The following is a 25532-nucleotide window of genomic DNA, read 5'->3' as shown; positions in this document are numbered from 1 at the left end:
CGTAGTCGGCGTCATCGAAAATAGTTATCGCACGGCTCTCCGTCGGCACGCTTTGAAGAGAATTATTCTCCAAAGCGTAATATCGAAATTGATCGGTGGAATTTAAGCGGTATCAGCCGTTATTCGTCACCATGAGTCGATCGCGGAGAGACCTCGTGTGGATACCGACGTTCGCGGTGCTCGTCGCGTTCGCGGTGCCGTGGCCGCTGTGGGGCGTCGACCGGATCGTCGCCGGACTGCCGGTGTGGATCTGGTGGCATATCGCGTGGTTGGCGCTGTGTACCGTCTTGTTCTCCCGGTTCGTCCGGAGCGGCGCGTGGGAGCGCGGGATGGGGTTGCGGTCGGACGCCTCAGCGACGGGGGGTGATCGGCCGTGACGCTCGGACTCTCGCTCGGGATCATCGTCGGCTACCTCCTGTTCGCGCTGGCCATCGGGCTGATAGCGTACCGCGTCTCCGAGGTCACCGCCGAGGACTACTACCTCGCGAGCCGGTCGCTCGGAACGGTCGTGCTGCTGTTCACCACCTTCGCGACGCTGCTGTCGGCGTTCACCTTCTTCGGCGGGCCGAACCTCGCGTACGCGGCCGGCCCCGAGTGGCTGATCGTGATGGGGACGCTCGACGGCGTGTTGTTCGCCGTCCTCTGGTACGTCATCGGGTACAAGCAGTGGCTGATCGGCAATCGGAACGGGTACATGACGCTCGGGGAGATGCTCGGCGACCGGTTCGGGTCGGTCGGGCTCCGCGCGCTCGTCGCGGGCGTGAGCCTCCTGTGGCTGTTCCCGTACGTCATGCTCCAGCAGATGGGCGCCGGCGAGGCGCTCGTCGGGCTCACGGACGGCGCGGTCCCGTACTGGGGCGGCGCGGCGCTCGTCACGGTGTTCATGATCCTCTACGTCGTCCTCGCCGGCATGCGCGGCGTCGCGTGGACCGACACGGTCCAGGGGCTGTTCATGCTCTCCGTCGTCTGGATCGCCGCGATATGGGTGCTCTCGGCCGTCGGCGGGCTCGGCGCGGCGACCGGGTCGATGATCGACGCGCGGCCGGAGTTCGGGCGCTTCGGCGGCGGGCTCTACTCGCCCGGGTTCATCATCTCTTCCGCGATCACCATCGCCTTCGGCGTCACGATGTTCCCGCAGATCAACCAGCGCTTTTTCGTCGCGAAGTCGGGCGCGGTGCTGAAGCGGTCGTTCGTGCTGTGGCCCGTGCTCGTGCTCCTGCTTTTCGTCCCCGCGTTCATGCTCGGCGCGTGGGCGGTCGGGATGCCGATCGACGTGTCCGAGGGCGCGAACGTGCTCCCCGTCGTGTTGAACGAGTACACGCCCGCGTGGTTCGCGGCGCTCGTCATCGCCGGCGCGATGGCCGCGATGATGTCCTCGTCGGACTCGATGCTGCTCTCCGGGTCGTCGTACTTCACGCGGGACGTGTACCGGCCCGTGATCAACGCCGACGCCTCCGAGCGCCGCGAGGCGTGGATCGCGCGGGTCGGCGTCGCCGCCTTCGCGACGCTCGCGTTCGTCGCCAGCCTGCTTCGACCCGGCACGCTCATCGAGGTGGGAAACACGGCGTTCTCCGGGTTCGCGCTGCTCGCGCTCCCCGTCATCTGCGCGCTCTACTGGGACCGGACGACCCGAACCGGCATGCTCGTCGGCGTCCTCGTCCCGCAGGTCGCGTACCTCGCGGTGGTGCTGTCGGCGGTCGCGCCGTTCGCGCCGACGCTCCCGCGAAGCGTCGCGGGCGGGTGGGACGTGGCGCTCGGTCTGATGGCGCTGTCGGCGGTCCTCACCGTCGGCGTCTCGCTGCTCACGACGCCGACCGCCGACGGCGACGCCTCGCGGTTCGCGGTGACGAGCGACTGAGTGCGCCGGTCGAGTAATGCTCGGATACTCGAAGTACGCTCGGAGTACCCGTACCCTTCTACGTTTTATACTCGTACCGCGATATATATATATAGAACTACTATGACACGTATCTCGCTGATTCTCACCGTTGCGGTTCTGCTCGTGAGCGCTTTAGCCGGCGGCGCGGTCGCCCAGTCGGACGACGGCGACGACCTGTACGAATCGCTCGAAGAGATGGTTCCGGCGTACAACGCGAACGCGGACGCCGTCGACCTCGGCCCCGTCAACCTCGCCGGAACGACCAACATCTACATCGAGGACGGCGGCTCCGAAGTGACCTACTCGGTCACCATGGACGATCGGAACCGCATCACCGACCTGGACGACAGCCGAAGCGAGGACGCGGTGCGGAAGATCACGACCGACCGAGCGACGATCGAGGAGATCGCCGCCGCCGATAACCCCGCCGCGGCCTTCCGGAACGCGGTCGCCAACGACGACATCGTGATCAGCGGCGAGGACGGTCAGATCCTCGAAGGGATCAAGTGGGCAGTGATCAACGTCTTCAAGGGATTCTTCATCTGATCGCGGCCATTTATATAACCCCGTCTCGGCGGGCGTCCCGTGACGGGGCGTTCGCGGTACCGTCGCTGGCGCAGTTGCCGTCGCTGGCGCAGTTGCCGTCGCTGGCGCAGTTGCCGTCGCAACATTCTGACCGCGTGAGCATCGCCGAAAGCCAAAAGCCGTCCCGCTGCGGATGAACGGTATGAACGAGCCCGGCACCGAGGGCGTGCTGTTGGACCAGGAGACGCTCCACGATCGGCTCGACGACGCCCCCGGCTGGCTGCGAGAGCACTACCGGACGTTCCGCGAGTCGATGCTCGGCGAGCGCGACGGCTCGCCGTTCCCCTGCTACTTCGGCATCGAGGTCGAACGGAAGGGAGAGCTGCTGTACGCCGCCTGCGAGTCGACGACCGACCCCGCCGCCCTGCTCCGATTCCGCGACGTGCTCCTCGAGTACCTCGACGCCTACGAGGACCACGCCGACCGCGCGCCGCTGGCGGTCTTTTTCCGACCGCCGCCGGGCGACCGCGGCGAGGCCCACTACCACGAGCGGCTCTGGCACGTCTTGGAGTTCCTCCACGTCCACGACCCGGAGCCGTGGCCCGACGACATCCCGACCGATCCGGACGACCCGCACTGGGAGTTCTGTTTCGGCGGCGAGCCGCTGTTCCCGACCTCCCGGGCGCCCTTCTACGACGAGCGACTGAGCCGGTACTCGCCGGTCGGGTTGGAGATCACGTTCCAGCCGCGGGCCGTCTTCGACGGTATCACCGCCGACACCGCGGCGGGCCGACACGCCCGCGAGGCCATCCAGTCGCGGATGGCCGACTACGACGGCGTCTGCCCCCACGCCGACCTCGGCGACTGGGGCGCCGAGGGCGACCGCGAGTGGAAACAGTACCTCTTCCGCGAGGACGACGACGCGAGCCCCGACGCGTGCCCGCTGGAGCCCACCCGCGAGCACCCGAAAGCGCCGGCCGCCCTGCTCGAACCGGGCGCGTGGCGACGGTTCGCGGACCGGCGCGCCTCCGACGCCGGGTCGCCCGCCACGACCGCGGGGCTCGGCGATGACTGACGCGGACCGCGAGGGGGACGGGTACGCCGTCCCCGACGACGCCGTCCTCCTCCTGATCGATTTTCAGGTCGGGTTCGACGAGCCGGGGTGGGGCGACCGTAACAACCCCGAGGCGGAGGCGGTCGCGGCCGACCTGCTCGCCCGGTGGCGTGAGACCGACCGCCCCGTCGCGCACGTGCGACACGCCTCGACGGAGCCGGACTCACCCCTGCGCCCCGACGGACCCGGATTCGCGTGGAAGCCCGAGACGGCGCCCCGATCGGACGAGGCGACCTTCGAGAAGGCGGTCAACGGGGCGTTCCTCGACTCCGGACTCGACGAGTGGCTCCGCGAGCGCGGGTACGACACCCTCGTCGTCTGCGGGCTCACCACCGACCACTGCGTCTCGACGACGGCGCGGATGGCCGAGAACCGCGGCTACGAGGTGTTCGTCGTCGCCGACGCGACCGCGACCCACGACCGCGAGGGATACGACGGCGAAGCGATCGACGCCGACACCTCCCACCGCGTCGCGCTCGCGCACCTCGACGGGGAGTTCGCGACCGTGGTCGAGGCCGACGAGTTGCGGTGACTCGCGGCGCCGCGCCCGACGGTCGACGGTAACTCGCGGCGCCGCGCCCGAAGTCGACGCGCCTCAGTCGTCCGCGACGTCGGCTGCCCCGCCGTCGTTCGCCCGTTCGGCGGCGTTCGCGAACATGCCCCGTCGGGTCGTGTACAAGAAGTACGCCCCGAGCCCGAGGAAGCCGGCGACGTTCGAGACGGCGACCGCCCAGAACACGGCCTCGACGCCCCACCCGAGGCCGGGCGCGACGGCGACGCCGAACGCGCCGAACGTCGCCGTCGCGGGCACCGCGGCGACGGCGATGGGAAACCGGATCGCCCAGTACTTGATCAGGTCCGCGACGAAGGAGGTCCGCGTTCGGGAGGCCCCGTTGAAGCCGGCTAAGAGCGTGTACGTCCCGCCGAGCCCCCAGTAGGAGGCGGCGAGAATCCGCAGGTACAGCACTGAGAGCTCCCGGCCCGCGGCGGTGAGGTCGGGCGCGAGCAGGTCGGCGATCTGCCCCGCGAACAGGAACTGGACGACGCCGAGCGCGAGGAACGCGGCGACGACGATGCCGGTGCCGACCGTCGTCGTCCGCCGGGCGCGCCGCGGGGCGTCGGCGCCGAGGTTCTGGCCGATCATCGACTGGGCGGCCTGCTGCATCCCGATCGCGGGGACGATCGCGAGGGTGGCGACGCGCGCGCCGACGGTGTAGGCGGCGACGCCCGCCGCGCCGCCGGCGATCGCGACGAGGCCGACGACGAGCACGCGGACGAGTTCGCTCACCCCGCGCTGACCGCCGAGCGGAAGCCCGACCGAGACGATCTCGCGAAGCGCGCCGACGTCGAGGGCGAACGCCTCACGGGTGAGCCGGAACGTGTCGCGGCGGATCCCGGCCGCGTACGCGAGCACGTGAACGAGACCCACGACGCCCGAGAGCGCCGTACTGAGGGCCGCGCCGGCGACGCCCAGCCCCGTGAGCGGGCCGACACCGAAGATCAGCGCGGGGGCGGCGACGAGGTTGACGAGGACGCTGAGCACCGTCACCCGGAAGACGGCCCGCGTGTCGCCGTAGGCGGTAAAGCAGTTCTCGACGGTGTCGCCGACCGCTCCGACGGGGAGCACGGCGACGATGATCGCGAGGTACGTCGCCGTGACGCCCGCGAGCGCGGGGTCCGCCCCGAGGAGCGTCACCAGCTCCTCGGCGTAGACGACGACCGGTATCGCGACGGCGGCCGTGACCGCGAACGCGGCGAGCGCCCCGTTGACCGCGAGGCGTCGCGCGTCGGCGTCGTCTCCCCCGCCGGCGCGCTGTGCGACGAGGATCTGGGTGCCGACCGCGGCGACGACGACCGTCGCGCCGAGCAGCGACTGGATGGGGAGGCTGAGCCCCACGGCGGCCACGGCATCCTCGCTCACGCGACCGAGCCAGAACGTGTCGACGAGCGCGTTCGCGACGTACACGAGGTTCTGTGCGACGAGCGGGGCCGCCAGCGCGAGGAGCACCCTCCCCACCGGGCCGTCCGTGATCGCCGCGCGGTCGGTGTCGAACATCCGAATAGTTCCGTATCATAACAAGATAATAAAAGCGTACTGGTGTCGGATAGGTAAGAGGAATCCGTGCGACGGATCGGTCGAACGGCGACCGCGATCGGCCGGGGGATCGGGGTGATCCTCACGTTTTTGCACTCGGCCGCCGTGGGTCCGGTATGCAACGCGGCCGCCGGAAACCGGATTGGCTCAAGTCGCGCCCGCCGTCGGGCACGCGTTTTACCGAGATCACGGAGACGCTCCGCGATCGCAACCTCCACACCGTCTGTGAGGAGGCCAACTGCCCGAACATGGGCGAGTGCTGGTCGGGACGAGACGGGCCGGGAACGGCGACGTTCATGCTGATGGGTGACCGCTGCTCGCGCGGCTGTAACTTCTGTGACGTCGAGACGGGCGGAATGGGGCCGCTCGACCCCGACGAGCCGGCGAACGTCGCCGACGCGGTCGCGGAGATCGGCCTCGACTACGTCGTGTTGACCTCCGTCGACCGCGACGACCTCGACGACGGCGGCTCCGCGCACTTCGCCGAGACGATCCGCGAGATCAAGCGGCGCGACCCGGGGATCCTCGTGGAGACGCTCATCCCGGACTTCCAAGGCGACCCCGAGGCCGTGCGCCGGATCATCGACGCCGGGCCGGACGTGATCGCCCACAACGTCGAGACCGTCGAGCGCCTCCAGTGGCCGGTTCGGGACCGCCGGGCCGACTACGAGCAGTCGCTCGCGGTGCTCGACCAGGTCGACCGCGAGTCCGACATCCACACGAAGACGAGCCTCATGCTCGGCGTCGGCGAGTACGACCACGAGGTGTACCGCACCCTCGGCGACCTCCGAGAGGTCGGCGTCGACGTCGTCACCTTCGGGCAGTACCTCCAGCCGTCGCGCTCGCACCTCGACGTGTTCGACTACGTCCACCCCGACGTGTTCGACGTGTGGCGCGAAGTCGCCGAAACGGAGTTCGACTTCCTCTACTGCGCATCTGGCCCCATGGTCCGCTCTTCGTACAAGGCCGGCGAGCTGTTCGTTGAGGCGCTCCTCCGCGAGGGGCGCTCGGCGGAGGACGCCCGCCGCCACGCGCGGGCCGCGGGCGGCGACTGAAGGCGGGTCGCCGGCCGGACGACCACCGGCCGCGAGCCACCGAGCGCCGGCCGAGAGATCCGAGTCGAACAACTGACAGTTTGGTGTCGATTTCCCCGTATTTCGGCTTCGGTACTTTTGTCGGAACAGCGAGTTATTTACCTCTCCATGTCCCACCCTGCGTCAGTGAGACGCACACATGGGAACAACTGAATCGTCGATCGTTGACGCGGCGCGAGGCCGGCCGGGTCTGCTCCTCGTCACGCTCCTCGGTGGCCTGCTCCTCGTCGACCTCGCCGCGAAGCTCGCGGGAGTCTCCGTCGGACCGCTCGGCGGGTCACTCTCGACGGGCCGACTCGGGTCCAACCTCTGGAACGGACTCGTGATCGGGCTCGTGATCGGGCTCGCGGGGATCGGCCTCTCGATGACGTACAGCATCCTCTCGTTCGCGAACTTCTCGCACGGCGACCTCGTCAGCGTCGGCGCGTTCACCGGCTGGGGCGTCGCCTTCCTCGTCGCCGGCTTCGGGGACATCCCGATCCGCACGCTGTTGTCGGTCCGCGACGCCGGGAGCGCCACGTCGGGTGACATCGGCGCTCACATCCTCGCGACGCCGGGCGCGGTCCTGCTCGGTCTCGTCACCGCCTTCGTGGTCACCGCGCTGATCGCGCTGGCGCTCGACCGGGCGTTCTACAAACCGATGCGCGACCGCGACGGCATCTCGATCCTCATCGCCTCTATCGGCGCCGCGCTCATCGTTCGGTACCTGCTCCAGTTCGCGTACGGCTCCGACCGCCGCGGGGTCACCGCGAGCGTCGAGGCCTCGAACCTCGCGTTCGACCCGCTCGGCCTCTCGGTGAACGCCCACCAGCTCACGATCGTCGTCGCCGCGCTCGGGCTCATGGTCGCGATGCACTTCATGCTCCAGCGCACGAAGCTCGGCACCGCGATGCGGGCGATGGCCGACAACAAGGACCTCGCGCTCGTGACGGGGATCCCGGCCGAGCGCGTCGTCACCGCGACGTGGATCATCGGCGGCGGCCTCGCCGGCGCGTCGGGGTACCTCTACGTGCTGCTCCGCGGGACGATCCAGTTCGACTTCGGCTGGCTGCTGCTGCTTCTGATCTTCGCCGCGGTGATCCTCGGCGGGATCGGCTCCGTCTACGGCGCCATCGCCGGCGGGCTCGTGATCGGGATCGTCTTTACCACCTCGACGATCTGGATCCCGTCCGACTTCAACGAGGCCGCGGCGTTCGCCGTGATGATCCTCATGCTCCTGTTACGTCCCGAGGGGCTCTTCGGAGGTGTTTCGACCGCATGAGCGGCGACGGCTCGGACCCCAACGGACCCGGATCGACCCCCGACAGCGCGACGGGCGCCCTGCTCGACGCCGCGCGGCGCAGCGATCTCGGGCTCGTGCTCGGGACGCTGCTGGTGATCTACCTCGCCGCGACGCTCCTCACGTTCACGAACGGACTCAACAGCGTCGTCGGACTGCTGCGGACGCTCACGTTCCTCGGACTCGTGTACGCGCTCGCCGCCCTCGCGTTGAACCTTCAGTGGGGGTACGCGGGGCTGTTCAACATCGGCGTGGCCGGCTTCATGGCGCTCGGCGTCTACACGATGGGGATCGTCGTTCGGTCCCCCGACCCGGCGTTCGGCCCGCCCGGATTCGGGCTCCCGCTGCCCGTCGGCATCGTCGCGGGGATGCTGGTGGCCGCGGTCGTCGGCCTGCTGGCCGCGCTCCCGGCGCTCCGGCTGAAGGCCGACTACCTCGCGATCGTCACGCTCGGCATCTCGGAGATCATCCGGCTCTTCTTACAGTCGAGCAGCTTCGACAACTTCCTCCGCGGGACGCTCGGCGTCGGTACCGGCGGCGGCCGCGGCATGGGAATGCCGCAAAACCCGGTCCGAGAGCTGTTCCTCGTCGACGGGCAGGCCGGAACGCCGACGGCGTTCGGCGAACTCGTCTTCGGCGCCCTCGGTGACGGCGGCCTCGGAATCTCCAACTCGATCCTCATCGGGTGGGGGTACGTCGCCGTGCTCGCCGCCTTCGTGATCGGCTTTTACGTCCTCTTAGAGCGCCTCGGTCGGTCGCCGTTCGGACGGACGCTCAAGGCGATCCGCGAGGACGAACTCGTCGCGGACTCGCTCGGAAAGAACGTGAACCTGATCAAAATCAAGGTGTTCGTGATCGGCTGTGCGCTGATGGGACTCGCCGGCATCCTCTGGTTCGGCAGCCAGGGGAACGTCTCGCCGACCCCGCAGTTCATGCCGCTTTTGACCTTCTACGTCTTCATCGCGGTCATCATCGGCGGGTCGGGGTCGAACACCGGCGCCGTCCTCGGCGGGATCGTCTTCGCGGCGGTGCTGTTCGAGGGGCCGCGCCGCGTCGGCTCGGCGCTTCGCGACGTGATCGACGCCGAGACGCCGTCGTCGTTCGCGGACGCGCTGGTCTCGCTCGATCCGGTCAGTTTGCTCGCGTACGCGACGGACAACATCGCTCCGCTGCAGTTCGTCCTGCTCGGGTTCGTCCTCGTGTTCATCATGCACCGCCGGCCGGACGGCCTGCTCGGCGATCGGATCGAGACGGCGGCCGCCGTCGATCTCTCGGAGCGACCGCACGGGGGTGAGACCGATGAGTAGCGACATCCCCGACGCGGACGACGCGGCCGCGGGCGGGTCGCCCGCGACGAGCGACGAGCCGGAGGCGAACGACAGCCCCGTCGAGGAGGCGGCGAAGCGGACGCCGACGGGCGTCCCGCTCCGCGTCGACGGCCTCGTCAAGCGCTTCGGCGGCGTGACCGCCGTCGACGGCGCCTCCTTCGAGGTCGAGCAGGGCTCGCTGACCGGACTCATCGGGCCGAACGGCGCCGGCAAATCGACGACGTTCAACTGCATCACCGGCGTCCACGAGCCGACGGCGGGGAACATCTACTTCAAAAACGAGGATATCACCGGGCTCAAACCCTACCAGATCGCGCGGAAGGGGCTCGTGCGGACGTTCCAGATCGCGCGCGAACTGGAGGAGATGACGGTGCTCGAAAACCTCATGCTGGCGCCGAAAGGCCAGCTCGGGGAGTCGGCGATCCGCGCGGTCACCCCCGGACTCCGCGGCGAGGTCGTCACACAGGAAGAGGAGATCCGCGAACGCGCGTGGGAGACGCTCGACTTCTTCGAGATCGATCACCTCGCGACCGAACACGCCGGCAACCTCTCCGGGGGCCAACGGAAGCTCCTCGAGATGGCTCGGGCGCTGATGACCGATCCGGAACTGGTCCTGCTCGACGAGCCGCTCGCGGGCGTCAACCCGACGCTCGAAGAGAAGCTGTTAGATCGGATCCACCAGCTCCGCGAGGACGGGTACACGTTCCTCCTCGTCGAGCACGACATGGACATCATCATGAACAACTGCGAACACGTCATCGTCATGCATCAGGGAAGCGTCCTCGCCGAAGGCACCGGCGACGAGATCCGGAACAACGAACAGGTGATCGAGGCGTACCTGGGGGAGGACATATGAGCGCCGACGAGGCGGTCGAGGAATCGGTCGAAGAACCGGCTGCCGAGGCGACCAAAGCCGGTACCGCTCACACCGTCGAGGGCGACGCGATCCTCCGGATCCGCGACCTCGACGCCGGATACGGTGACCTTCAGATCCTCACCGACGTCGACCTTGACGTCGCCGACGGGGAGTACGTCACCATCGTCGGCCCGAACGGCGCCGGCAAGTCGACGGTGATGAAGACCGTGTTCGGGCTGACGACGTACATGGACGGTAGCGTCGAGTTCGAGGGCAACGAGATCCACGGCCTCGCGCCCGAGCAGATCATCCGAGAGGGGATCGGTTTCGTCCCGCAGACGGACAACGTCTTTCCGGGACTGAGCGTCCGCGAGAACCTCGAGATGGGGGCGTATATCCTCGACAGCGTGCCGGAAGATCAGATCGAAGAGATATTCGACCGGTTCCCGATCCTCCGCGAGCGACAGGAGCAGAAGGCGGGGACGCTCTCCGGCGGCCAGCGACAGATGGTCGCGATGGGGCGGGCGCTGATGCTCGATCCGGACCTGCTGCTGCTGGACGAGCCCTCCGCCGGACTGGCGCCCGACCTCGTCTCGGACATGTTCGACCGGATCGACCGGATCAACGACGCCGGGACGGCGATCCTGATGGTCGAGCAGAACGCGAAGGAGGCGCTCCGTCGGTGCGACCGCGGGTACGTCCTCGTCAACGGCGAGAACCGCTACACGGACCACGGGGAGGCGCTGCTCGGCGACGAGGACGTGCGAAAAGACTTCCTCGGCGGGTAACTCGACGGCCCGGCGGCGCGGTGGTGCGGCGGTGCGGTCGATGACCGCGAGACGAGGCGTTCCTGCCTCGTCGTTTTTCGATTTTTGTCGTCTCGTCGGCTGTCGTTCAGCGGCGGCTACCGGGGCCCTGCGGCGCCGGTGGTGAGCGAACGGTCCCGAGACGGTCCCGAAGCGTCGCTCGCGGTGTGGGTAAAAAAGCGAGAAATCGGTCGGTCGGCAGCGTCGGCTTCGAGGCTGACTCGTCTTACAGGTCGAGCACGCTCGACCACTGGCTGGAGTACGTGGCCTGCTCGGGCTCGAAGGAGACGCGCTCGCCGATCGTGCCGCCGTTCTCCTCGAAGGCACCCACGTACTGCTCTTCGAGCGACTGTCCGTACGCGTCGTTGAGGTACAGCGTGCCGGAGGACTCGGCGCCGACCATGTCGCCGGCGGCGAGTTCGGCCATCGCCGGACCCTGCAGGAGGTCGGACGGGGCGGTCCGGAAGATGTAGTCGTTGTCGTCGAGGTCCGTCACGTTCGGGTCCGTCGAGGACGGCGAGATGCCGACGACGCCGCTGGGGATCAGCACCTGGTCTGCCACCTGAATGTTCACGTTCGAGGCGGCCGGGCCGACGACCGCGCCGTACCCGGCGTCGACGAGCGCATTGGCGCCGGAGATGCCGGCCTGCGGGTCGGTCTGCGTGTCCTCGACGCGCGTGTCGACGGTGACGGAGAGGTCCGCGTCGTTGACCTGCGTGGCCGCGAGCAGGGCGCCGTCACGGATCGGGGCGCCGAGCGAACCGAGGTCGCCGGTTTCGGGCATCAACACGCCGATCATCGCCTCGAACTCGTCGACGCCGACCGGGTCCTCGGCGGTCGCTTCCAAGTCCTCGTCGCTGAGCTCGTTCCCGAACTCGAGCGTGTCGAGCGTGACCAACTCGCCGTCTTGGAAGTCCACGACGTCGTAGGCCGCGGTGGCGATGTCGCCGTTGACGTCGAAATTGACGCTCGACGACGCGCCCACGTAGTGGACCGGATCGCCGGCGGCGACGGTCTCGACGGCCTCCGGGAGCTCAGACGGCCCGAACTCGTCGCCGCCGGGGTTCGCGACGGTCCGGACTCGGTCGCGGATCGCCGTTCCGTCGTTCTCGCCCGCAGCGGTCGCGGCGAGGATGTTGATCGCCATCGCGTCGTACGCCTGCGCGGTGAACACGCCCGGTCCCTCGCCGTACTCCTCCTCGTACGATTCAGCGAAGAAGTCGGCGCCCGGGCCGTCGGCGGACGGGGCGGTGCCGATGACGTTGTTCATGTCGTTGTCGACCTCTCCGGGGAGGTCGGCGTCGATCAGCCCGTCCGGAACGACGATGTCGAGGTCCGGCGCGTCGTCCGCGAAATCCGAGTAGAAGTCTCGGAACAGCTGGATTCCGGACTGCGGGAAGCCGACGACCATCACTGCGTCCGGGAGGTTGGATCCGCCGTTGCCTCCCGACCCGCCGTCGCCGCTCGATCCGTCGTCGCCCGAGCCATCGTCGCCCGACCCGTCGTCACCTGAGCCGTCGCCGCCCGACCCGTCGTCGGTGGAGCATCCGGCGATCGCCGCGATGCCGGCTGCGCCGGCGCCTCTGAGTACGTCTCGTCGCTGTATTCGTCGCGTCATTCTGATAGCGAGTACCATACGGGAGGTTATAAATGTATCCACGCACACAAATACCACGCACCGGGGACCCGATCCGAGATACGGGTGGAATGCGCCCGACAGGGCGCGTCTACAACCGCCGACGGCTTTTCCGATCCGGTCCGAAACTCCCGCTCGTTACGCTTATCTGTCATTCGTGCGGGCCGAGCGGTTCGGCCGTCAGAACGAGTCCGCAGCGCCGGCCGGTCAGTACCCCTGTGCAGTCCCGTCTTTCCGCGGTTCGGTCGCCGCGGAGAGGGTTCCGTCCTCGTTGCGGGCGATCTGTGCGCCGCCGAACATGACCGGCGAGAGCGTCCGCACGTCGTGGTCTTTCCGGACCAGTTTCGCCGCCACCCCGTCGTCGAAGTGGGGTTCGAGCGCCAGTTCGCCGGACTCGCGGTAGCGCCAGCGGGCTTCGTCGAGGGCGCGCTGGAGCGGCATCTCGTAGTCGACGATGTTCGAGATCACCTGGACGTGCCCCTGCGGCTGCATGTAGCCGCCCATCACGCCGAAGGCGGCCCAGTCGTTCTCGCCGAATCGAGCAAGCCCGGGGATCAGCGTGTGGAAGGGCCGTTTCCCCGGTTCGAGAGCGTTCGGGTGTTCGGGGTCGAGCGAGAAGGAGGCGCCCCGGTTCTGGAGGGCGATTCCCGTGTCGCCGGCGACGAGCCCGGAGCCGAAGCCCGCGAACCGCGAGTTGATGTACGAGACGACGTTCCCCTCGTCGTCGGCGACGGTGAGGAGCACGGTGTCGGCGTCCTCCGCGTTAGCGTTCGGAACGCCGAAGGAGACGTCGTGGTTGGCCGCGTCGCCGACTTCGGCCGCGCGCATGTCCGCCCACTCGTCAGACGCCAGCGGCGGGACCGCCTCGTACTCGGGGTCGGTGATGTAGCGGTGACCGTCGTGGAAGGCGAGTTTCATCGCCTCCGCGAAGTAGTGGACGCGCTCGGCGGTGTCGTAGTCGTACTCGCCGGCGCCGAGGTCGGCGGCGATGTTGAGCGCCTCCAGCGCGATGAGCCCCTGGTTGTTCGGCGGGAGCTCGTACACCTCCGCGCCGTTGTACGTCGTCGAGACGGGCTCCGGCCACTCGACCTCGAAGTCGGCCAAGTCGTCGACGGTCATGAACCCGCCCTGCGACTGGACCTCCGACGCGATCGCCTCCGCGATCTCGCCCTCGTAGACGACGTCGGCGCCTTCCTCGGCGATCCGCTCCATCGAGGCGCCGAGCCGCGGGAGCGTCACCGTCTCGCCGACCGCCGGCGCCTCGCCGTCGAACAGGTAGGCCTCGCGGGCGTGGTCGTCGGTGAACAGGTCCTCGGCGCCCGTCCAGTGGGACGCGATGACCTCTGAAACCGGATAGCCCTCGGTCGCGTACCGGATCGCGGGCCCGAGCGCGTCCGCGAGCGTGAGCCGGCCGAGTTCCTCGATCGTCGCCTCCCACCCTCGGGCCGTGCCGGGGACCGTGACCGCGTGCGGACCGTAAAAGGGCATCCCGGCGTCTCCGGTGTCATCGACCGCGTACCCCCCGTCATCGGGGTAGTACGAGGAGACGTCCTCGGTGTCGTCGAGGGCGCCTCGGACGTTCTCGATGGTCGCGTCGGCCGGCGCCCCGCCGCAGGCGCGCATCGCGCCCACGTCGCCGTCGGCGGTGCGGTACAGCGCGAACACGTCGCCGCCGAGCCCGGTCGACGTCGGCTCGACCACGTTGAGCGCGGCCGCCGTCGCGACCGCGGCGTCGAACGCGTTCCCGCCCTCGCGAAGCATCTCGATGCCCGCTTCGCTCGCGAGCGGCTGACTCGTAGCGACGACGCCCCGCTGTCCGTACACCGTCGATCGCCGCGAGGTAAACCTGTCCAGATCCGGATCCATATCGGTCGGAATAGCGGGACGGCGTTAAACGTCCCCCCGGATAGTTTCGGTGTGCCCGTCTCCGTCGGGTGGTCTCGCGGTCGTCGCGTCGGTGCCGCCGTCTCGCCGAACGGCACGATATATTAATAACCGCTATACAGAATGACTGTTGTAGTTCACGGCCCCCCCGGTGTATCGCGTTCAGGCGCGCCTACTCAGGTTCAGATACACTTACTCACGTTCAGACGCGCTTACTTGTACTCGATCGAGATTGCGGCTCCATAACTAATGGTGCGTCACTCATGGGTCGGCCATGGACCTCAGTCAACTGGCGCTCGTGACGGACCCGCAGTCATTGTTCGCGCTGGGATACTCGCCCCTGCAGTTTTCCGGCGATTTCATCCAGTGGGCGGTGATCTTCTTCATCATCGCGATCGTTGCGGCCGTCTTGGGGGCTCGGGGTGTCGCGGGAATCTCGATGACCATCGCGAAGTGGTTCGTGATCATCTTTCTCGTGCTGGCGGTCGTCTCGCTCTTGCTCTGAGACAGGCGCCGTGACGCTCTCGGCCCGTCGGCCGGCGACGGGGGGAGCGATCAGACGGGCGCGGTCGGCTCCGACGCCGCCGAGAGCTCGGATCGGTATCCATGTGAATACAACCCATATCTATAACCGGTTCTCCTCGGGATCGGAGTCATGAGTTCGCCACGGAACCGGTCGTTCACGCTCGCTGCGACCGGAGACTCGATTCTGACACGGTCGGTGGTCGCGCGGGAAGGCGACCCCCGATTCGACGCGATCCTCGACCGACTTCGGGACGCGGACGCGGCCCTGACGAATCTCGAGGCCGTCGTCACCGACGGGTCGTCCTACGCGACGCCGCCGCAGGCGATCCGGGATCAGTACCAGTACCTCGCCGCCTTTCCCGGGATGGTGCTTCGGTGTCCGCCGGCCCTCCTCGACGAGTTGACGGCGATGGGAATCGACCTCGTGTCGGCCGCCTCGAACCACTCCCGCGACTTCGGCCGGCGCGGGATGCGCTCGACGATGCGGGAACTCGAAGACCGGTCCATCCCCTACGCCGGTCTCGGACGCGACCTCCCAGCGGCGCGAGCCCCGGCGTACGAGACGACCCCGGGCGGCCGGGTCGGGTTGGTCAGCGCCTGTGCGAGCGTCGCCCCCGAAAGCGAGGCGGGCCCGCCGTCGTCGCTTCTCCCCGGTCGTCCGGGGATCAGCCCGCTTCACGTGAACTGGACGTATCGGGTGACCGACGAGCGGTTCGACCAGATACGCGAGATCGGACGCGCCGTCGGTATCGACGACGTGAGAGACACCTGGATCGAGCGGCGGGACTCGGCGGACGGCGGAGACGGCGGGAGCGGCGGAGATGGCGGGAGCGGCGGAGACGGTGGGGACGACGGCGACGACGAGGACGATGGAACCGACACGTACCACTGTGTGCACATGGCCTTCGAAGCGGTCGACGACGAGCGCGACGAGGGGATCTCGCACTCGCTGCATCCCCCGGACCGCGAGGAGGTGCTCGCGGGAGTCCGGGAGGCGAACGCGACCGCGGACTGGACGGTCCTCTCCCTCCACGCGCACCAGGGGCCCGCCGGGACGCGGAACGTCCCCGAGACCCCGGCGATGGTCGAATCGTTCGCCCGCGACTGCATCGACGCCGGCGCCGACGCCGTCGTCGGGACCGGACCGCACGTCCTCCGGGGGATCGAGGTGTACGACGGGAGGCCGATCTTCTACTCGCTCGGGAACTTCTTCTGTCAGTTCGAGACGCTCGATCGGCTCCCGGCGGAGACCTTCGACTACTTCGATGTCGAAGACGACCGCTACCCCTCGAGGGTGTTCGACGCGCGGTACTACGAGGACGGCGAACCGACCGGCAACCTTGCATACCCCGAGTACTGGCACACCGTGGTCGCGACCTGCGAGTTCGGCGGCGACGGTCGGGTCGAGCGCATCGAACTGCTCCCCTGTTCGCTCGGGCGGACCGCGGCGCGGCCCGATCGGGGAACGCCAATTCGGGCCGACGAGGCGGAGACCGAGACGATCCTCGACCGGCTCGCGGAGCTCTCCGCACCGTACGGGACGACGATCGATCGCGAGGACGGGGTCGGGCTGGTCGAACTCGCCTAACGGTCGAGGTCCAGTTCGACGTCGGGCTCGAGCGTGAACACCGTCGATTCGAGGGAGTGTTTCGAGACGGTGAGCATGCGGAGCATGTACGAGCTGAGAAGGACGTACGGAGACAGCGCGATGACGAACGCGAGGTTGACGTAGAGGAGTCGCGATCGGACTCCCGGGAGCGTCGTTTGCGGGAAGAGACCGGTGTCCATCGCGAGCAGCACGTACGACGTGAAGACGATCACCGGGAGCGAGAGGAGGAGGAGGGCACTCGAGAGGTTCCGGAGCTCCCGCTTGAAGTACAGCGTCGTGAAGTACTCGCGACCGGACGCGAGGATCGTGAGAATCCGGAGCAGCGTCGCGAGCGACTGGTGATCCGATTCCGTGAGTGCGTCCCCGTGGGTGGCTTTCAGGCGTCGGGTCACGTTGATGTGGCGGGCGTAGGGGTAATCGAGCGTGCTCAACAGGAGGATCGACACGCGAGGGTCGCTTTGGCGGATCCGCCGCTCGATCTGGGACAGCCGCGTGTCGATATCGTCGACGAAGGCGAGCACGTTCGCCCGCGCTCGCTCGTCCGTCGTCGAGTTGTCGGGGCTCCGGATCGATTCCGTTTCGGAGTGGATCGCCTCGATGACGTAGCGGAGAAACGGCTGTAGCCCGGCCGGACTGATGCCGCCCTCCACGAGTTCCTCCAGTTCGATCTGGAACTCGATGGAGTCCTCGATGCTGGCCAACTTGACCTGAAGGGGGGAGAACTCCTGGGCGAGGGCGGCGGTGTTGATCGAGAGCACGACCGAGACGAAGAGGATGATCCCGCCGAGCAGCGTGTTGAACAGGGTCTGGACCGCTCGCGTCTCGGTGACGAGTCGTTCCATCTCGAACTCCCAGACGGTTCCGACGACCAGCAGCGAGACCAGGATGACGGTCTCCGTGGCGAGTGCGAGCACCCGTCGATCCCCGGACAGGAGCACCCATCGAGTCAACCAGGCGACCGGATTCCGGGGGTCGGTCCCGGAAAGGTCGGAATCGGCTCCCGTCTCGCTGTCCTCTGTGTCTTGGTCGAAAATACAGTTGTCACTCCGGTTGCGTCGACTACGCCGGGGCGTGGTAATCACTAGTCGGCTGCTACCGCCAGTAGGATGCAGATACTGCGGGCACGGCGGACGAGACTCCCTGCCGTTCGTCCGTCGCTTCTCGAAACGGTCTGGATCGGACGTCGGCCTCGGCACTCACGGCTCACGATCTATCCATCGTGAATCCGCTTAGCGGCTCTACCGAGTCCGCTCAGCCCATAACTGGCCATTCGTTGACGAACTTCCAAGCCCGTTTTGACTGCGACACAGAGACGGTCTCGATTCAGCGGTCTCGACTGGTACTAACACGCGTTTGACGGCCTTAATCGTAGGAAGAGTTATCTGTCCTGACGAATCATATAATTTGAATGATTAATAATGATAGTGATAAAAAACCGACGCAGATTAGCAGGCGGCGGATTCTCGCGGCAAGTGCCGGGGTTAGCACTATCGGATTGGCAGGATGTGTCGATAGAGCTATAGGTCTGGTCGGTCAGTCGGCCGCGGAGAACGTAGTATCGAACGGGGACGTGTTCCCGGCAGCGTTGTTCGGGGGCGACTCCCGCCCGGACAGCACGCTGATCGAGACGGATCACGCGTACCAAGAGTTCGAGATCGTCGTCTCCGGCGAGTACCAGGGAATCGAATCGTCGATCGAACTCTACGGCGACTACATCAATTCGCTGGTGAAAGCGGAGACCCACAACGCCTCTCGGGCGGACCGGATGGCGGAAATCCGTGCGTCTGACTCTAACGGTGAGAACCAGAAGCGGGCACAGGCGCTGTACGACTATCTCGACGGCGAGGCGACGGTCGGTGAGCGGTTCGTCGTCACCTTCCCGGACGCGCGGCTCCGGGACAGCGACGAGGCGCTCGCCAGCCGGGTGACGCCGCCACGGCTACTGCGGTCGACGACCGGCGAGACGATCGGTCGCGCAGCGCAGGACGACGACGGCAACGTCTTCCGGTGGGAGTCGGCGGTACCGCGACTCTCGGCACGGATCAGCCATCCGTGGCCACCGCTCGGGACGACCGGACCGTTCAACCCGAACGAGACGCTGCTCGCCGCCGGTGGAGATGGCGGGACTGACTCTCCGACCGTCAACGTCGGGCCATTGCTGGACCCCGCCCGAAACGACAACGAGCACGACGGGGTTTCGATCGCGAACGGTGCTGTCACCGGGTTCACGTGGGACGAGCGGGGGTCGTGGGGTGAGGAGACCCGTGTCGGTGCGGCCAGGCTCACGCCGATGCTCGTCGCGTCAGTATCCGCCCAGCCCGAGGGCTGCCCGGAACCGATACCGGCACTACTCTTCGTCCAGCGCGTCCGTCACGAGGGCCAGTGTATCTACGTCGGCGGCTGGACGATCAACGACAACGCCCTGTACCAGGACTCGGTGACGATACTGGCCGCCGAGACCGCGCCCGAAGTCGTCGCGGTAGCTCTCGAAGAGCCCGACGAGAACGACGGCGAGGATATCCGACAGGCTATCCTATCGGAGTTGGACACCGAAAGGTGCGACGAGCGGTGCCGACTCGGCTCCGTGACTTACGACGGCGAAGTAGGCGAAGACGGGACCCTGAACGAGGCGGTCGAACAGTTCCTGCCGGCTGCCTACGGTGACGGGAAAAAACGCCGACTCCTCGCGAACGACGTCTGGGAGAGCGCCGGCGGTCGGGACAACCGGACGTCGGTACAGGGCATGGTCGTGCCACTCAATCCGCCGATCGTCCACGTGGACTATCCGGCGGCGGCCACCTGTCGACCCTGTGAGACGTGGTACTGTTGGCTCCCCTGCCCCTCGACGAATCTGGTACCAGCGGTCAACAATATCAGCTCCCGCTGACTGTCGGTTCGTGAACACCCGTCGGTCGTCGTCTCCGGAGACGGCTCTCCGGAGCGGCTTCGAGCCGGATCAGAAGCGGTCCCGATTCCTCAGCGATCCTGCCTCTAGAGCAGTTTGTGCGAATAACGGATGATACCGTACATCGCCGAGAGTGTGTCAGCTGTAATTTGCTTTCTGAAACGGTAAGACGAATAATGGTCCGATAGTTGTCGGCCTCGGCACTCATAGGGCTCGTCATCGCTGGTGCCGAGGCAGCTCGGAGCGGTGCATCGTCATCGGCCGCTCTCCCGTAGTCGCCTCGTCGCCTAAAAGGGACCGGGGACGGGCCGCCCGCGGTTCGCTCCGCGGCGGTCAGTCACCCCCGTGGCTCGACCCCGCGTACGCGTTCCACCGATCGGTCCCGTTCGGGAGCCGCCCGGTGTCCGTCGCGTCGAACGTGGACGCGCACTGCGCGACGGCCTCGGCCGCGGTCGGCAGCGCATCGGGATCTTCGGTTTTCTCGGCTTTCTCGGCCTTCTCGGCGTCCTCCGATTGCTCGGATTTCTCAGCCGCCGGATCGGTCGTCGAGTCGGTTCGGTCCGCCTCGCGCGTACTCGGACCCTCGGGGCCGACCGCCGGCGCCGATTCCGAGCCTGCGTCAATCGTGTACTACTGGTGGCACGATACCCCCGACGGCCGTATCCTTAATAATTGTTTATGTTGGACTGGGTGTTGCGACGGGCGCTCACTCCGGATCACTCCGGCTCGATCCGGGAGAGCCGCATCGCGTTGGCGGTGACGCCGAGGCTCATCCCCATGTCGCCGACGACGACGGCCATCGCGACGCTCACCAATCCCAGGGGCACGCCGAGCGCGAGGAGCAGCTTCACGCCGAGGCTCGCCCAGATGTTCTGCCGGATCACGCCGTTGGCGGTGTGCGAGAGCCCGTACAGGTACGGGAGCTTCTCGATGTCGTCGGCCATCAACGCGATGTCCGCGGTTTCGAGGGCGGTGTCGGTCCCGGCCGCGCCCATCGCGACGGCCACGTCGGCGGTCGCCAGCGCGGGCGCGTCGTTGATCCCGTCGCCGACCATCGCCACCGTGCCGTAGGCGTCCTGCAGCGACTCGATCGCGGCCACCTTGTCCTCGGGGAGGAGTTCGGCGCGGTACTCGTCCACGCCGACCTGCTCGGCGATCGCCCGCGCGGTCCCCTCGTTGTCGCCGGTCAGCATGACGACGTGCGCCACGCCGAGGTCGTGTAACCGCTCGACCGCCCGGCGCGCGCCGGGGCGCACCTCGTCGGCGATCGCGATGGCGCCCGACAGCTCCGTTTTCGTCCCCACGAGCACGACGGTCTTCCCCTCCCGCTCCAGTGCGTCGATCGTCTCGACGCCGAGCGCCGCCGACTCGTCGGCCGTCGCGTCGCGTTCCGCCGCGACCCCGCCGTCGGTCGCCGCCCGCGATTGCGACAGGTCGAACCCCAGCTCTTCGAACAGCGCCGGCTTGCCCGCGTAGTACGTTTCGCCGTCGAACTCGGCGCGGACGCCCCTCCCCGTCAGGCTCTCGAAGTCGGTCGGCTGCGGGAGGTCCGCGATCCCGTCATCGTCCGCCCGATTCAGAACGGCCGTCGCGATCGGGTGTTCGCTGCGCTGTTCGATGCCGGCGGCGCGCCGGAGCAGCGTCGCTTCGTCGGTGCCGCCGAAGGGGACCACGTCGGTGACGGAGAGCTCGCCTTTCGTGAGCGTCCCCGTCTTGTCGAGGGCGACGGCGTCGACCTCGCCCATCGCTTCGAGGTGAGTGCCGCCCTTGATCAACACGCCGTTCTTCGCCGCGCTCGTGATCCCCGAGACGACGGAGACGGGCGTCGAGATGACGAACGCGCAGGGACACGCGATGACGAGCAGCGTCAGCCCGCGGACGAACCACGTCCCCCAGTCGCCGACGAACGTGATCCCGTATCCCGCGACGGCGACCGATATCGGGTCCGCGATGAGCAGCGGCGGGACGACCGCGGTCAGGATCGCGAGGACGACCACGAGCGGCGTGTAGTACCCCGCGAACCGGTCGACGAACCGTTCGGTCTCGGTCCGTTCCGCCTGCGCGCCCTGGACGAGTTCGATGATCCGCGCGAGCGTCGAGTCCCCCGCCGTCGAGGTCGCTTCGATCTCGAGGTACCCTTCGGCGTTGATCGAGCCCGCGTACACCTCGTCGCCGGCCGTCTTGTCGATCGGCACGCTCTCGCCGGTGATCGGCGACTCGTCGACCGCGCTTCCCCCGTCGAGAACGGTGCCGTCGAGCGGGACCTTCTCGCCCGGCCGGACGATCACGGTCTCCCCGACGTCGACCGCGTCGGCGGAGACGGTCACCTCCTCGCCGTCCCGGCGAACGGTGGCCTCTTCGGGCGACAGCTCCATCAGCTCGCGCAGCGAGTCGCGAGCGCGGTCCATCGCGTAGTCCTCTAACAGCTCGGCGACGCTGAACAGCACCGCGAGGGTCGCCGCCTCGACGAAGTAGCCGATCCCGGTCGCGGCGACGATGGCGGTCCCCATCAGCAGGTCGATGTCGAGGCTCCGCGCCCGCGCCGAGTAGTAGCCGGCCCGGACGATCGGGACCCCGCTGACCGCGACGGCGCCGATGAACAGCGCGTCCGCGACCGTGATCGGCGCGCCGAGCACGGTCGCCACGCCGACGTTCGATCCCGTAAGGACGAACTCGAAGAGGAGCCCGAGCGTGACGAGGACGGCACCGACCCACGTCTTCTTGGCGCGCGGGCTCGTCCAGGTCTCGGACGGCGGCGCGACCGCGGGACCGTCGGCGGCCGTCGCCGACGCGGTCGCCCCCGACGCCGCGTTCGACCCGTCGGCGCTTCCGCCACCCGTCGCGTCGGCCCCACCGGAGCCGGCGGGGTCGGCCCGGTCGACGACCTCGTAGCCGGCGCCCTCGATCGCGGCGACCACGTCGGCTTCGCTCGTTCGGTCCGGGTCGTACGTGATCGCCGCCGTGCCGGTGGTCGGCTGGAGCACGGCGTCGACGACGCCGTCGACGCGCCGGAGCCCCTTGTCCACCTTCCCCGCACAGGACGGACAGTCCATCTCGGGGACGGCGAGGCGAACGGTCAGGGTCGGCTCGGCACCGGACCCGGGGTCGGCCGCCCCGCTTCCCGGCTTCGAGTGATCGGTCATCGCGTGACGGTAGGCGTCACCTCACGGTAAGCCTTTGTTGGAATGTTCCAACTCGGCGGCGTTCCGCTCGCCGAATCTAAACGGTTCGGGGCAGTCCGGCGGTCCGAGGCGGTCCGAGGCAGTCCGGCGGTCCGAGGCGGTTCGAGGCGGTCTGGGCAGTTACCGGTGATTCACCTACCGGCTACCCATCGTCGGGCTCGTCAGCCCCTCGTCGGCGAATCGCTCCGTGATCACCTTCGCCTCGGCCCGGCGGAGCCGGTAGGTGAGCGTCGAGCGCGGCACGTCGAGGTGTTCCGCGAGCTCGCCGGCGTCGATCGCCCGCGGGGACTCGTAGTAGCCGTGCTCGACGGCGGCCCGGAGCGCCGCCTCCTGTTCGGGGGCCAGCTCCGCGGCGTCGCCGCGGCGCCCGCCGGCAGAATCGTCCGGCGTCGCGGTCGCCGTTCGGAGCAGTTCCGTCCGGGCGCAGTCGCCGACCGCCGCCCGCACGTCGTCGAAGAACGCCCCCACGTCGCCGGCGCCGGAGTGGATGAGCCGCCACGTGTAGTGGCGCCCCTCGTGGCGCGTCTCGAACAGCACGCCCTCGCCGAGGTGCGCGCGAGCGATGTGCGGGACCGACGCGCACCGAGGGGTGCGCTCCCAGTCGGAGTACAAGATCAGGGTGTCGGCCGTGCGATCGAGGACGCGGGTGGTCTGGGTCGCCCCGCAGTCGTCGCTCGCGAGGCAGTCCGCGTAGTAGTCGCCGTCCGTGAACGCGCTCTCGAGCGCGTCGAGTGCGGCCGGGCTCCCCGTCGCGTGATCGACGCGCCAGAGCCGGTCGGCCGTCGCGTGCAGCGACAGCGATCGCACCCGCGCGTCCGGATGCTCGGCCAGCGCGTCGGCCACCCGGTTACACCCGGGTTCGTACTCGAGAGCGAAGACGAGTTCGCGCATACCGCCGTGTACGCCCCGCGAGAGCATAACGCGTTGGTCGCCGGACCGGCGGCGATCCGTGGGCGCCGATCGTCCCGAGATCGGTGCGAAGCCGGCGTAATCGGTGTTTTGCTATATCAATATACCATTTATAAGCCCGGCCGTCCGAACGTGTTCGGCCGGGTTACCTGCCCATGAAAACCCACGAAACCCGGTTGGATACGGCCTACGTACTCCGAATATGGTCGAAACGACGGACCGAACCGGGGGATCGAGTGGACCGCGCTCGGCGGACGGCCGCCGCTTCGAGGTGTTCGTCCGCGAGGCGGAGTCGGACCCACTTCGCCACGTCGGCACCGTCGCTGCGCCGACGCCCGACGCGGCCCACGAGGAGGCGAGCAAGCTGTTCGCGTGGTACGCCCGCGACGTGTGGGTGTGTCCCGCCGCCGAGACGCACCGGTACTCGGCGGAGTCGCTGGCCGACAGCGACGACGCGAGCGATCGGGATTCGGCCGCGGACGACACCGACCGTGAGGGCGCGGCAGAACCGCGCGTGTACGAGGAAACGGAGGGTACGCCCACCGTGCGCTGCGGGGGCGCCCCGCTCGGTGACGACCCCGCTGACGCCCCCGTCGGCGACAGCCCTGCCGACGCCCCCGCCGACAACGGTCCGACCGAGGGCTCGGGGGATACGCGATGATCTCCGTCAGCAAACTCCTCTGCGGGCTCGACGCCGAGAGCGACGGGCTCCGGTACGACGCGGCCGACGACTCGACGGAGCCGCAGATCACCGAGGAGAGACAGCGCCGCCCGGTCGTCGTCTGGAACACGACGAAGCGGTGTAACCTCTACTGCGAGCACTGCTACGCCGCCGCCGACCAGACGGGCGCCCCTGGAGAGCTGTCGACCGCGGAGGGGACGGCGCTCATCGACGACCTCGCCGACTTCGGGGTTCCGGTCGTTCTCTTTTCGGGCGGCGAACCCCTCGTCCGCGAGGACCTCACAGAGCTGGTCGCGTACGCCGCCGACGCCGGGGTGCGCCCGGTTCTCTCGACGAACGGGACGCTCCTGACGCGCGAGCGGGCCCGGGCGCTGAAGGAGGCCGGTCTGCAGTACGCCGGAGTCTCGGTCGACGGGCTCCCCGAGCGCAACGACCGGATCCGCGGGGAAGACGGCGCGTTCGACGCCGCGGTCCGCGGTATCGAGGCGTGTCTCGACGTCGGGCTCAAAACGGGACTCCGATACACGATCACCGAACACAACGTCGACGATCTGGCGGGCGTCGTCGACCTGCTCGTCGACGTGGGCGTCGACCGGTTCTGTTTTTATCACCTCGATTACGGCGGGCGCGGCGCCGACATCGCCGACGTCGACCTCGCCCCCGAGGCGACGCGGCAGGCGGTCACCGATCTGTGTGACCTCACGCGCGAGTACCACGACGCGGGCGAGGAGATCGAGACGCTGCTCGTCGGCAACTACGCCGACGCCGGCTATCTCGTCGAGTACGCCGACCGAGAGCTGGGGACGGACCGCGCTCGGCTGATCCGTCGGCACTTGGAACGCAACGGCGGCGACCCGACCGGCGAGCGGATCGCCGACGTCGACCCCGTCGGGAACGTCCACCTCACGCAGTTCTGGCAGGGGTACTCGCCGGGGAACGTTCGGGACCGCTCGTTCGGCGCGATCTGGACCGACGAGTCGAACCCTCTGCTCGCGGGGCTCCGCGATCGCGAAGAACGACTCACCGGCGCGTGCGCCGACTGCGCGTACCGAGACGTCTGTCGCGGCGGATCGCGGCTCCGGGCGCTGTCGGCGCACGGCGACCCGTTCGCGCCGGACCCGAAGTGTTACCTGACGGACGCCGAGCGGGCCGGGGCCGAGGCGATGCGTCGGATCGGTGGCGCGGAACACCGGACCGGCGAGTCGTCCGCGGACTGACCCGCCT

General features: G+C 68.3%; 21 protein-coding genes. 15 read left to right on the top strand and 6 right to left on the bottom strand.

All coding sequences use genetic code 11. From position 1 onward, the window contains the following. Window positions 1-131: 131 nt before the first annotated feature. The 5 genes from C461_RS08560 (at window position 132) to C461_RS08540 (ending at window position 4050) form a co-directional block, all read left to right on the top strand. A complete protein-coding gene (locus tag C461_RS08560; RefSeq protein WP_008000379.1) occupies window positions 132-377 on the top strand; it encodes a DUF3311 domain-containing protein in 246 nt (81 codons plus the stop codon). After that, window positions 374-1858, top strand: a complete 1485-nt coding sequence (locus C461_RS08555) for a sodium:solute symporter family protein (protein WP_008000378.1) — start codon at window positions 374-376, stop codon at window positions 1856-1858. The genes C461_RS08560 and C461_RS08555 overlap by 4 nt, the downstream gene beginning before the upstream one ends. Window positions 1859-1960: 102 nt before the next feature. Next, window positions 1961-2425: a hypothetical protein gene (locus C461_RS08550; RefSeq protein ID WP_008000377.1), complete on the top strand. Its 465-nt coding sequence runs from the start codon at window positions 1961-1963 to the stop codon at window positions 2423-2425. Window positions 2426-2606: 181 nt separating this feature from the next. After that, window positions 2607-3479, top strand: a complete 873-nt coding sequence (locus C461_RS08545; RefSeq protein WP_008000376.1) for a YqcI/YcgG family protein — start codon at window positions 2607-2609, stop codon at window positions 3477-3479. Next, window positions 3472-4050, top strand: coding sequence for a cysteine hydrolase family protein (locus C461_RS08540; protein ID WP_008000375.1), 579 nt, complete (start codon window positions 3472-3474; stop codon window positions 4048-4050). Before C461_RS08545 ends, C461_RS08540 begins: the two co-directional genes overlap by 8 nt. Before the next feature lie 63 nt (window positions 4051-4113). On the opposite strand, the gene C461_RS08535 is transcribed toward C461_RS08540, so the two are convergent. Then, entirely contained in the window at window positions 4114-5574 is a 1461-nt protein-coding gene (locus tag C461_RS08535; protein ID WP_008000374.1) for an MATE family efflux transporter, read from the bottom strand. Between the two features lie 155 nt (window positions 5575-5729). On the opposite strand from C461_RS08535, the gene lipA reads away from it, so the two are divergent. The 5 genes from lipA (at window position 5730) to C461_RS08510 (ending at window position 10958) form a co-directional block, all read left to right on the top strand. Further along, window positions 5730-6668, top strand: coding sequence for a lipoyl synthase (lipA, locus tag C461_RS08530; protein ID WP_008000373.1), 939 nt, complete (start codon window positions 5730-5732; stop codon window positions 6666-6668). 178 nt (window positions 6669-6846) lie between these two features. After that, entirely contained in the window at window positions 6847-7968 is a 1122-nt protein-coding gene (locus tag C461_RS08525) for a branched-chain amino acid ABC transporter permease (RefSeq protein WP_008000371.1), read from the top strand. Then, entirely contained in the window at window positions 7965-9293 is a 1329-nt protein-coding gene (locus C461_RS08520; protein WP_008000369.1) for a branched-chain amino acid ABC transporter permease, read from the top strand. The genes C461_RS08525 and C461_RS08520 overlap by 4 nt, the downstream gene beginning before the upstream one ends. Continuing rightward, window positions 9286-10170, top strand: a complete 885-nt coding sequence (locus tag C461_RS08515; RefSeq protein ID WP_008000366.1) for an ABC transporter ATP-binding protein — start codon at window positions 9286-9288, stop codon at window positions 10168-10170. The genes C461_RS08520 and C461_RS08515 overlap by 8 nt, the downstream gene beginning before the upstream one ends. Next, a complete protein-coding gene (locus tag C461_RS08510; protein WP_008000365.1) occupies window positions 10167-10958 on the top strand; it encodes an ABC transporter ATP-binding protein in 792 nt (263 codons plus the stop codon). The genes C461_RS08515 and C461_RS08510 overlap by 4 nt, the downstream gene beginning before the upstream one ends. Window positions 10959-11202: 244 nt before the next feature. On the opposite strand, the gene C461_RS08505 is transcribed toward C461_RS08510, so the two are convergent. Continuing rightward, window positions 11203-12594, bottom strand: a complete 1392-nt coding sequence (locus C461_RS08505) for an ABC transporter substrate-binding protein (protein ID WP_008000362.1) — start codon at window positions 12592-12594, stop codon at window positions 11203-11205. A gap of 225 nt (window positions 12595-12819) precedes the next feature. Continuing rightward, on the bottom strand, window positions 12820-14478 hold the full coding sequence (gene ggt / locus C461_RS08500) for a gamma-glutamyltransferase (RefSeq protein WP_008000360.1): 1659 nt from the start codon (window positions 14476-14478) through the stop codon (window positions 12820-12822). 292 nt (window positions 14479-14770) lie between these two features. Between ggt and C461_RS08495 the strand changes: the two genes are divergently transcribed. Continuing rightward, a complete protein-coding gene (locus C461_RS08495; protein ID WP_008000358.1) occupies window positions 14771-15001 on the top strand; it encodes a DUF1328 domain-containing protein in 231 nt (76 codons plus the stop codon). Between the two features lie 150 nt (window positions 15002-15151). Further along, a complete protein-coding gene (locus C461_RS08490; protein WP_008000357.1) occupies window positions 15152-16609 on the top strand; it encodes a CapA family protein in 1458 nt (485 codons plus the stop codon). On the opposite strand, the gene C461_RS08485 is transcribed toward C461_RS08490, so the two are convergent. Next, window positions 16606-17544, bottom strand: a complete 939-nt coding sequence (locus tag C461_RS08485) for a hypothetical protein (protein WP_008000355.1) — start codon at window positions 17542-17544, stop codon at window positions 16606-16608. The two genes, C461_RS08490 and C461_RS08485, sit on opposite strands and share 4 nt — an antisense overlap. Window positions 17545-18200: 656 nt before the next feature. Between C461_RS08485 and C461_RS08480 the strand changes: the two genes are divergently transcribed. Further along, window positions 18201-19517 carry a hypothetical protein gene (locus C461_RS08480; protein WP_008000353.1) on the top strand — a complete coding sequence of 439 codons (1317 nt, stop codon included), beginning with the start codon at window positions 18201-18203 and terminating at the stop codon, window positions 19515-19517. 734 nt (window positions 19518-20251) lie between these two features. On the opposite strand, the gene C461_RS08475 is transcribed toward C461_RS08480, so the two are convergent. Both C461_RS08475 and C461_RS08470 read right to left on the bottom strand, forming a co-directional pair. Further along, window positions 20252-22678: a heavy metal translocating P-type ATPase gene (locus tag C461_RS08475; protein ID WP_008000350.1), complete on the bottom strand. Its 2427-nt coding sequence runs from the start codon at window positions 22676-22678 to the stop codon at window positions 20252-20254. Window positions 22679-22852: 174 nt separating this feature from the next. After that, a complete protein-coding gene (locus C461_RS08470) occupies window positions 22853-23608 on the bottom strand; it encodes a helix-turn-helix domain-containing protein (protein ID WP_049906445.1) in 756 nt (251 codons plus the stop codon). A gap of 220 nt (window positions 23609-23828) precedes the next feature. Here C461_RS08470 and C461_RS08465 point away from each other — a divergent pair, with 220 nt between their 5' ends. Together C461_RS08465 and C461_RS08460 are read left to right on the top strand one after the other, a co-directional pair. Then, window positions 23829-24287 (top strand): Htur_1727 family rSAM-partnered candidate RiPP, encoded by a 459-nt coding sequence (locus C461_RS08465; RefSeq protein WP_008000346.1) that lies wholly within the window; start codon window positions 23829-23831, stop codon window positions 24285-24287. Further along, the gene (locus C461_RS08460; protein WP_008000343.1) at window positions 24284-25525 is read left to right on the top strand and encodes a TIGR04347 family pseudo-SAM/SPASM protein; all 1242 of its coding nucleotides are present in this window, start codon (window positions 24284-24286) and stop codon (window positions 25523-25525) included. The genes C461_RS08465 and C461_RS08460 overlap by 4 nt, the downstream gene beginning before the upstream one ends. Window positions 25526-25532: the final 7 nt, after the last annotated feature.

The organism is Halorubrum aidingense JCM 13560 (genome assembly GCF_000336995.1).
GTDB classification, from domain to species: Archaea; Halobacteriota; Halobacteria; order Halobacteriales; family Haloferacaceae; genus Halorubrum; species Halorubrum aidingense.
This window is presented reverse-complemented; position numbering and strand designations above follow the sequence as displayed.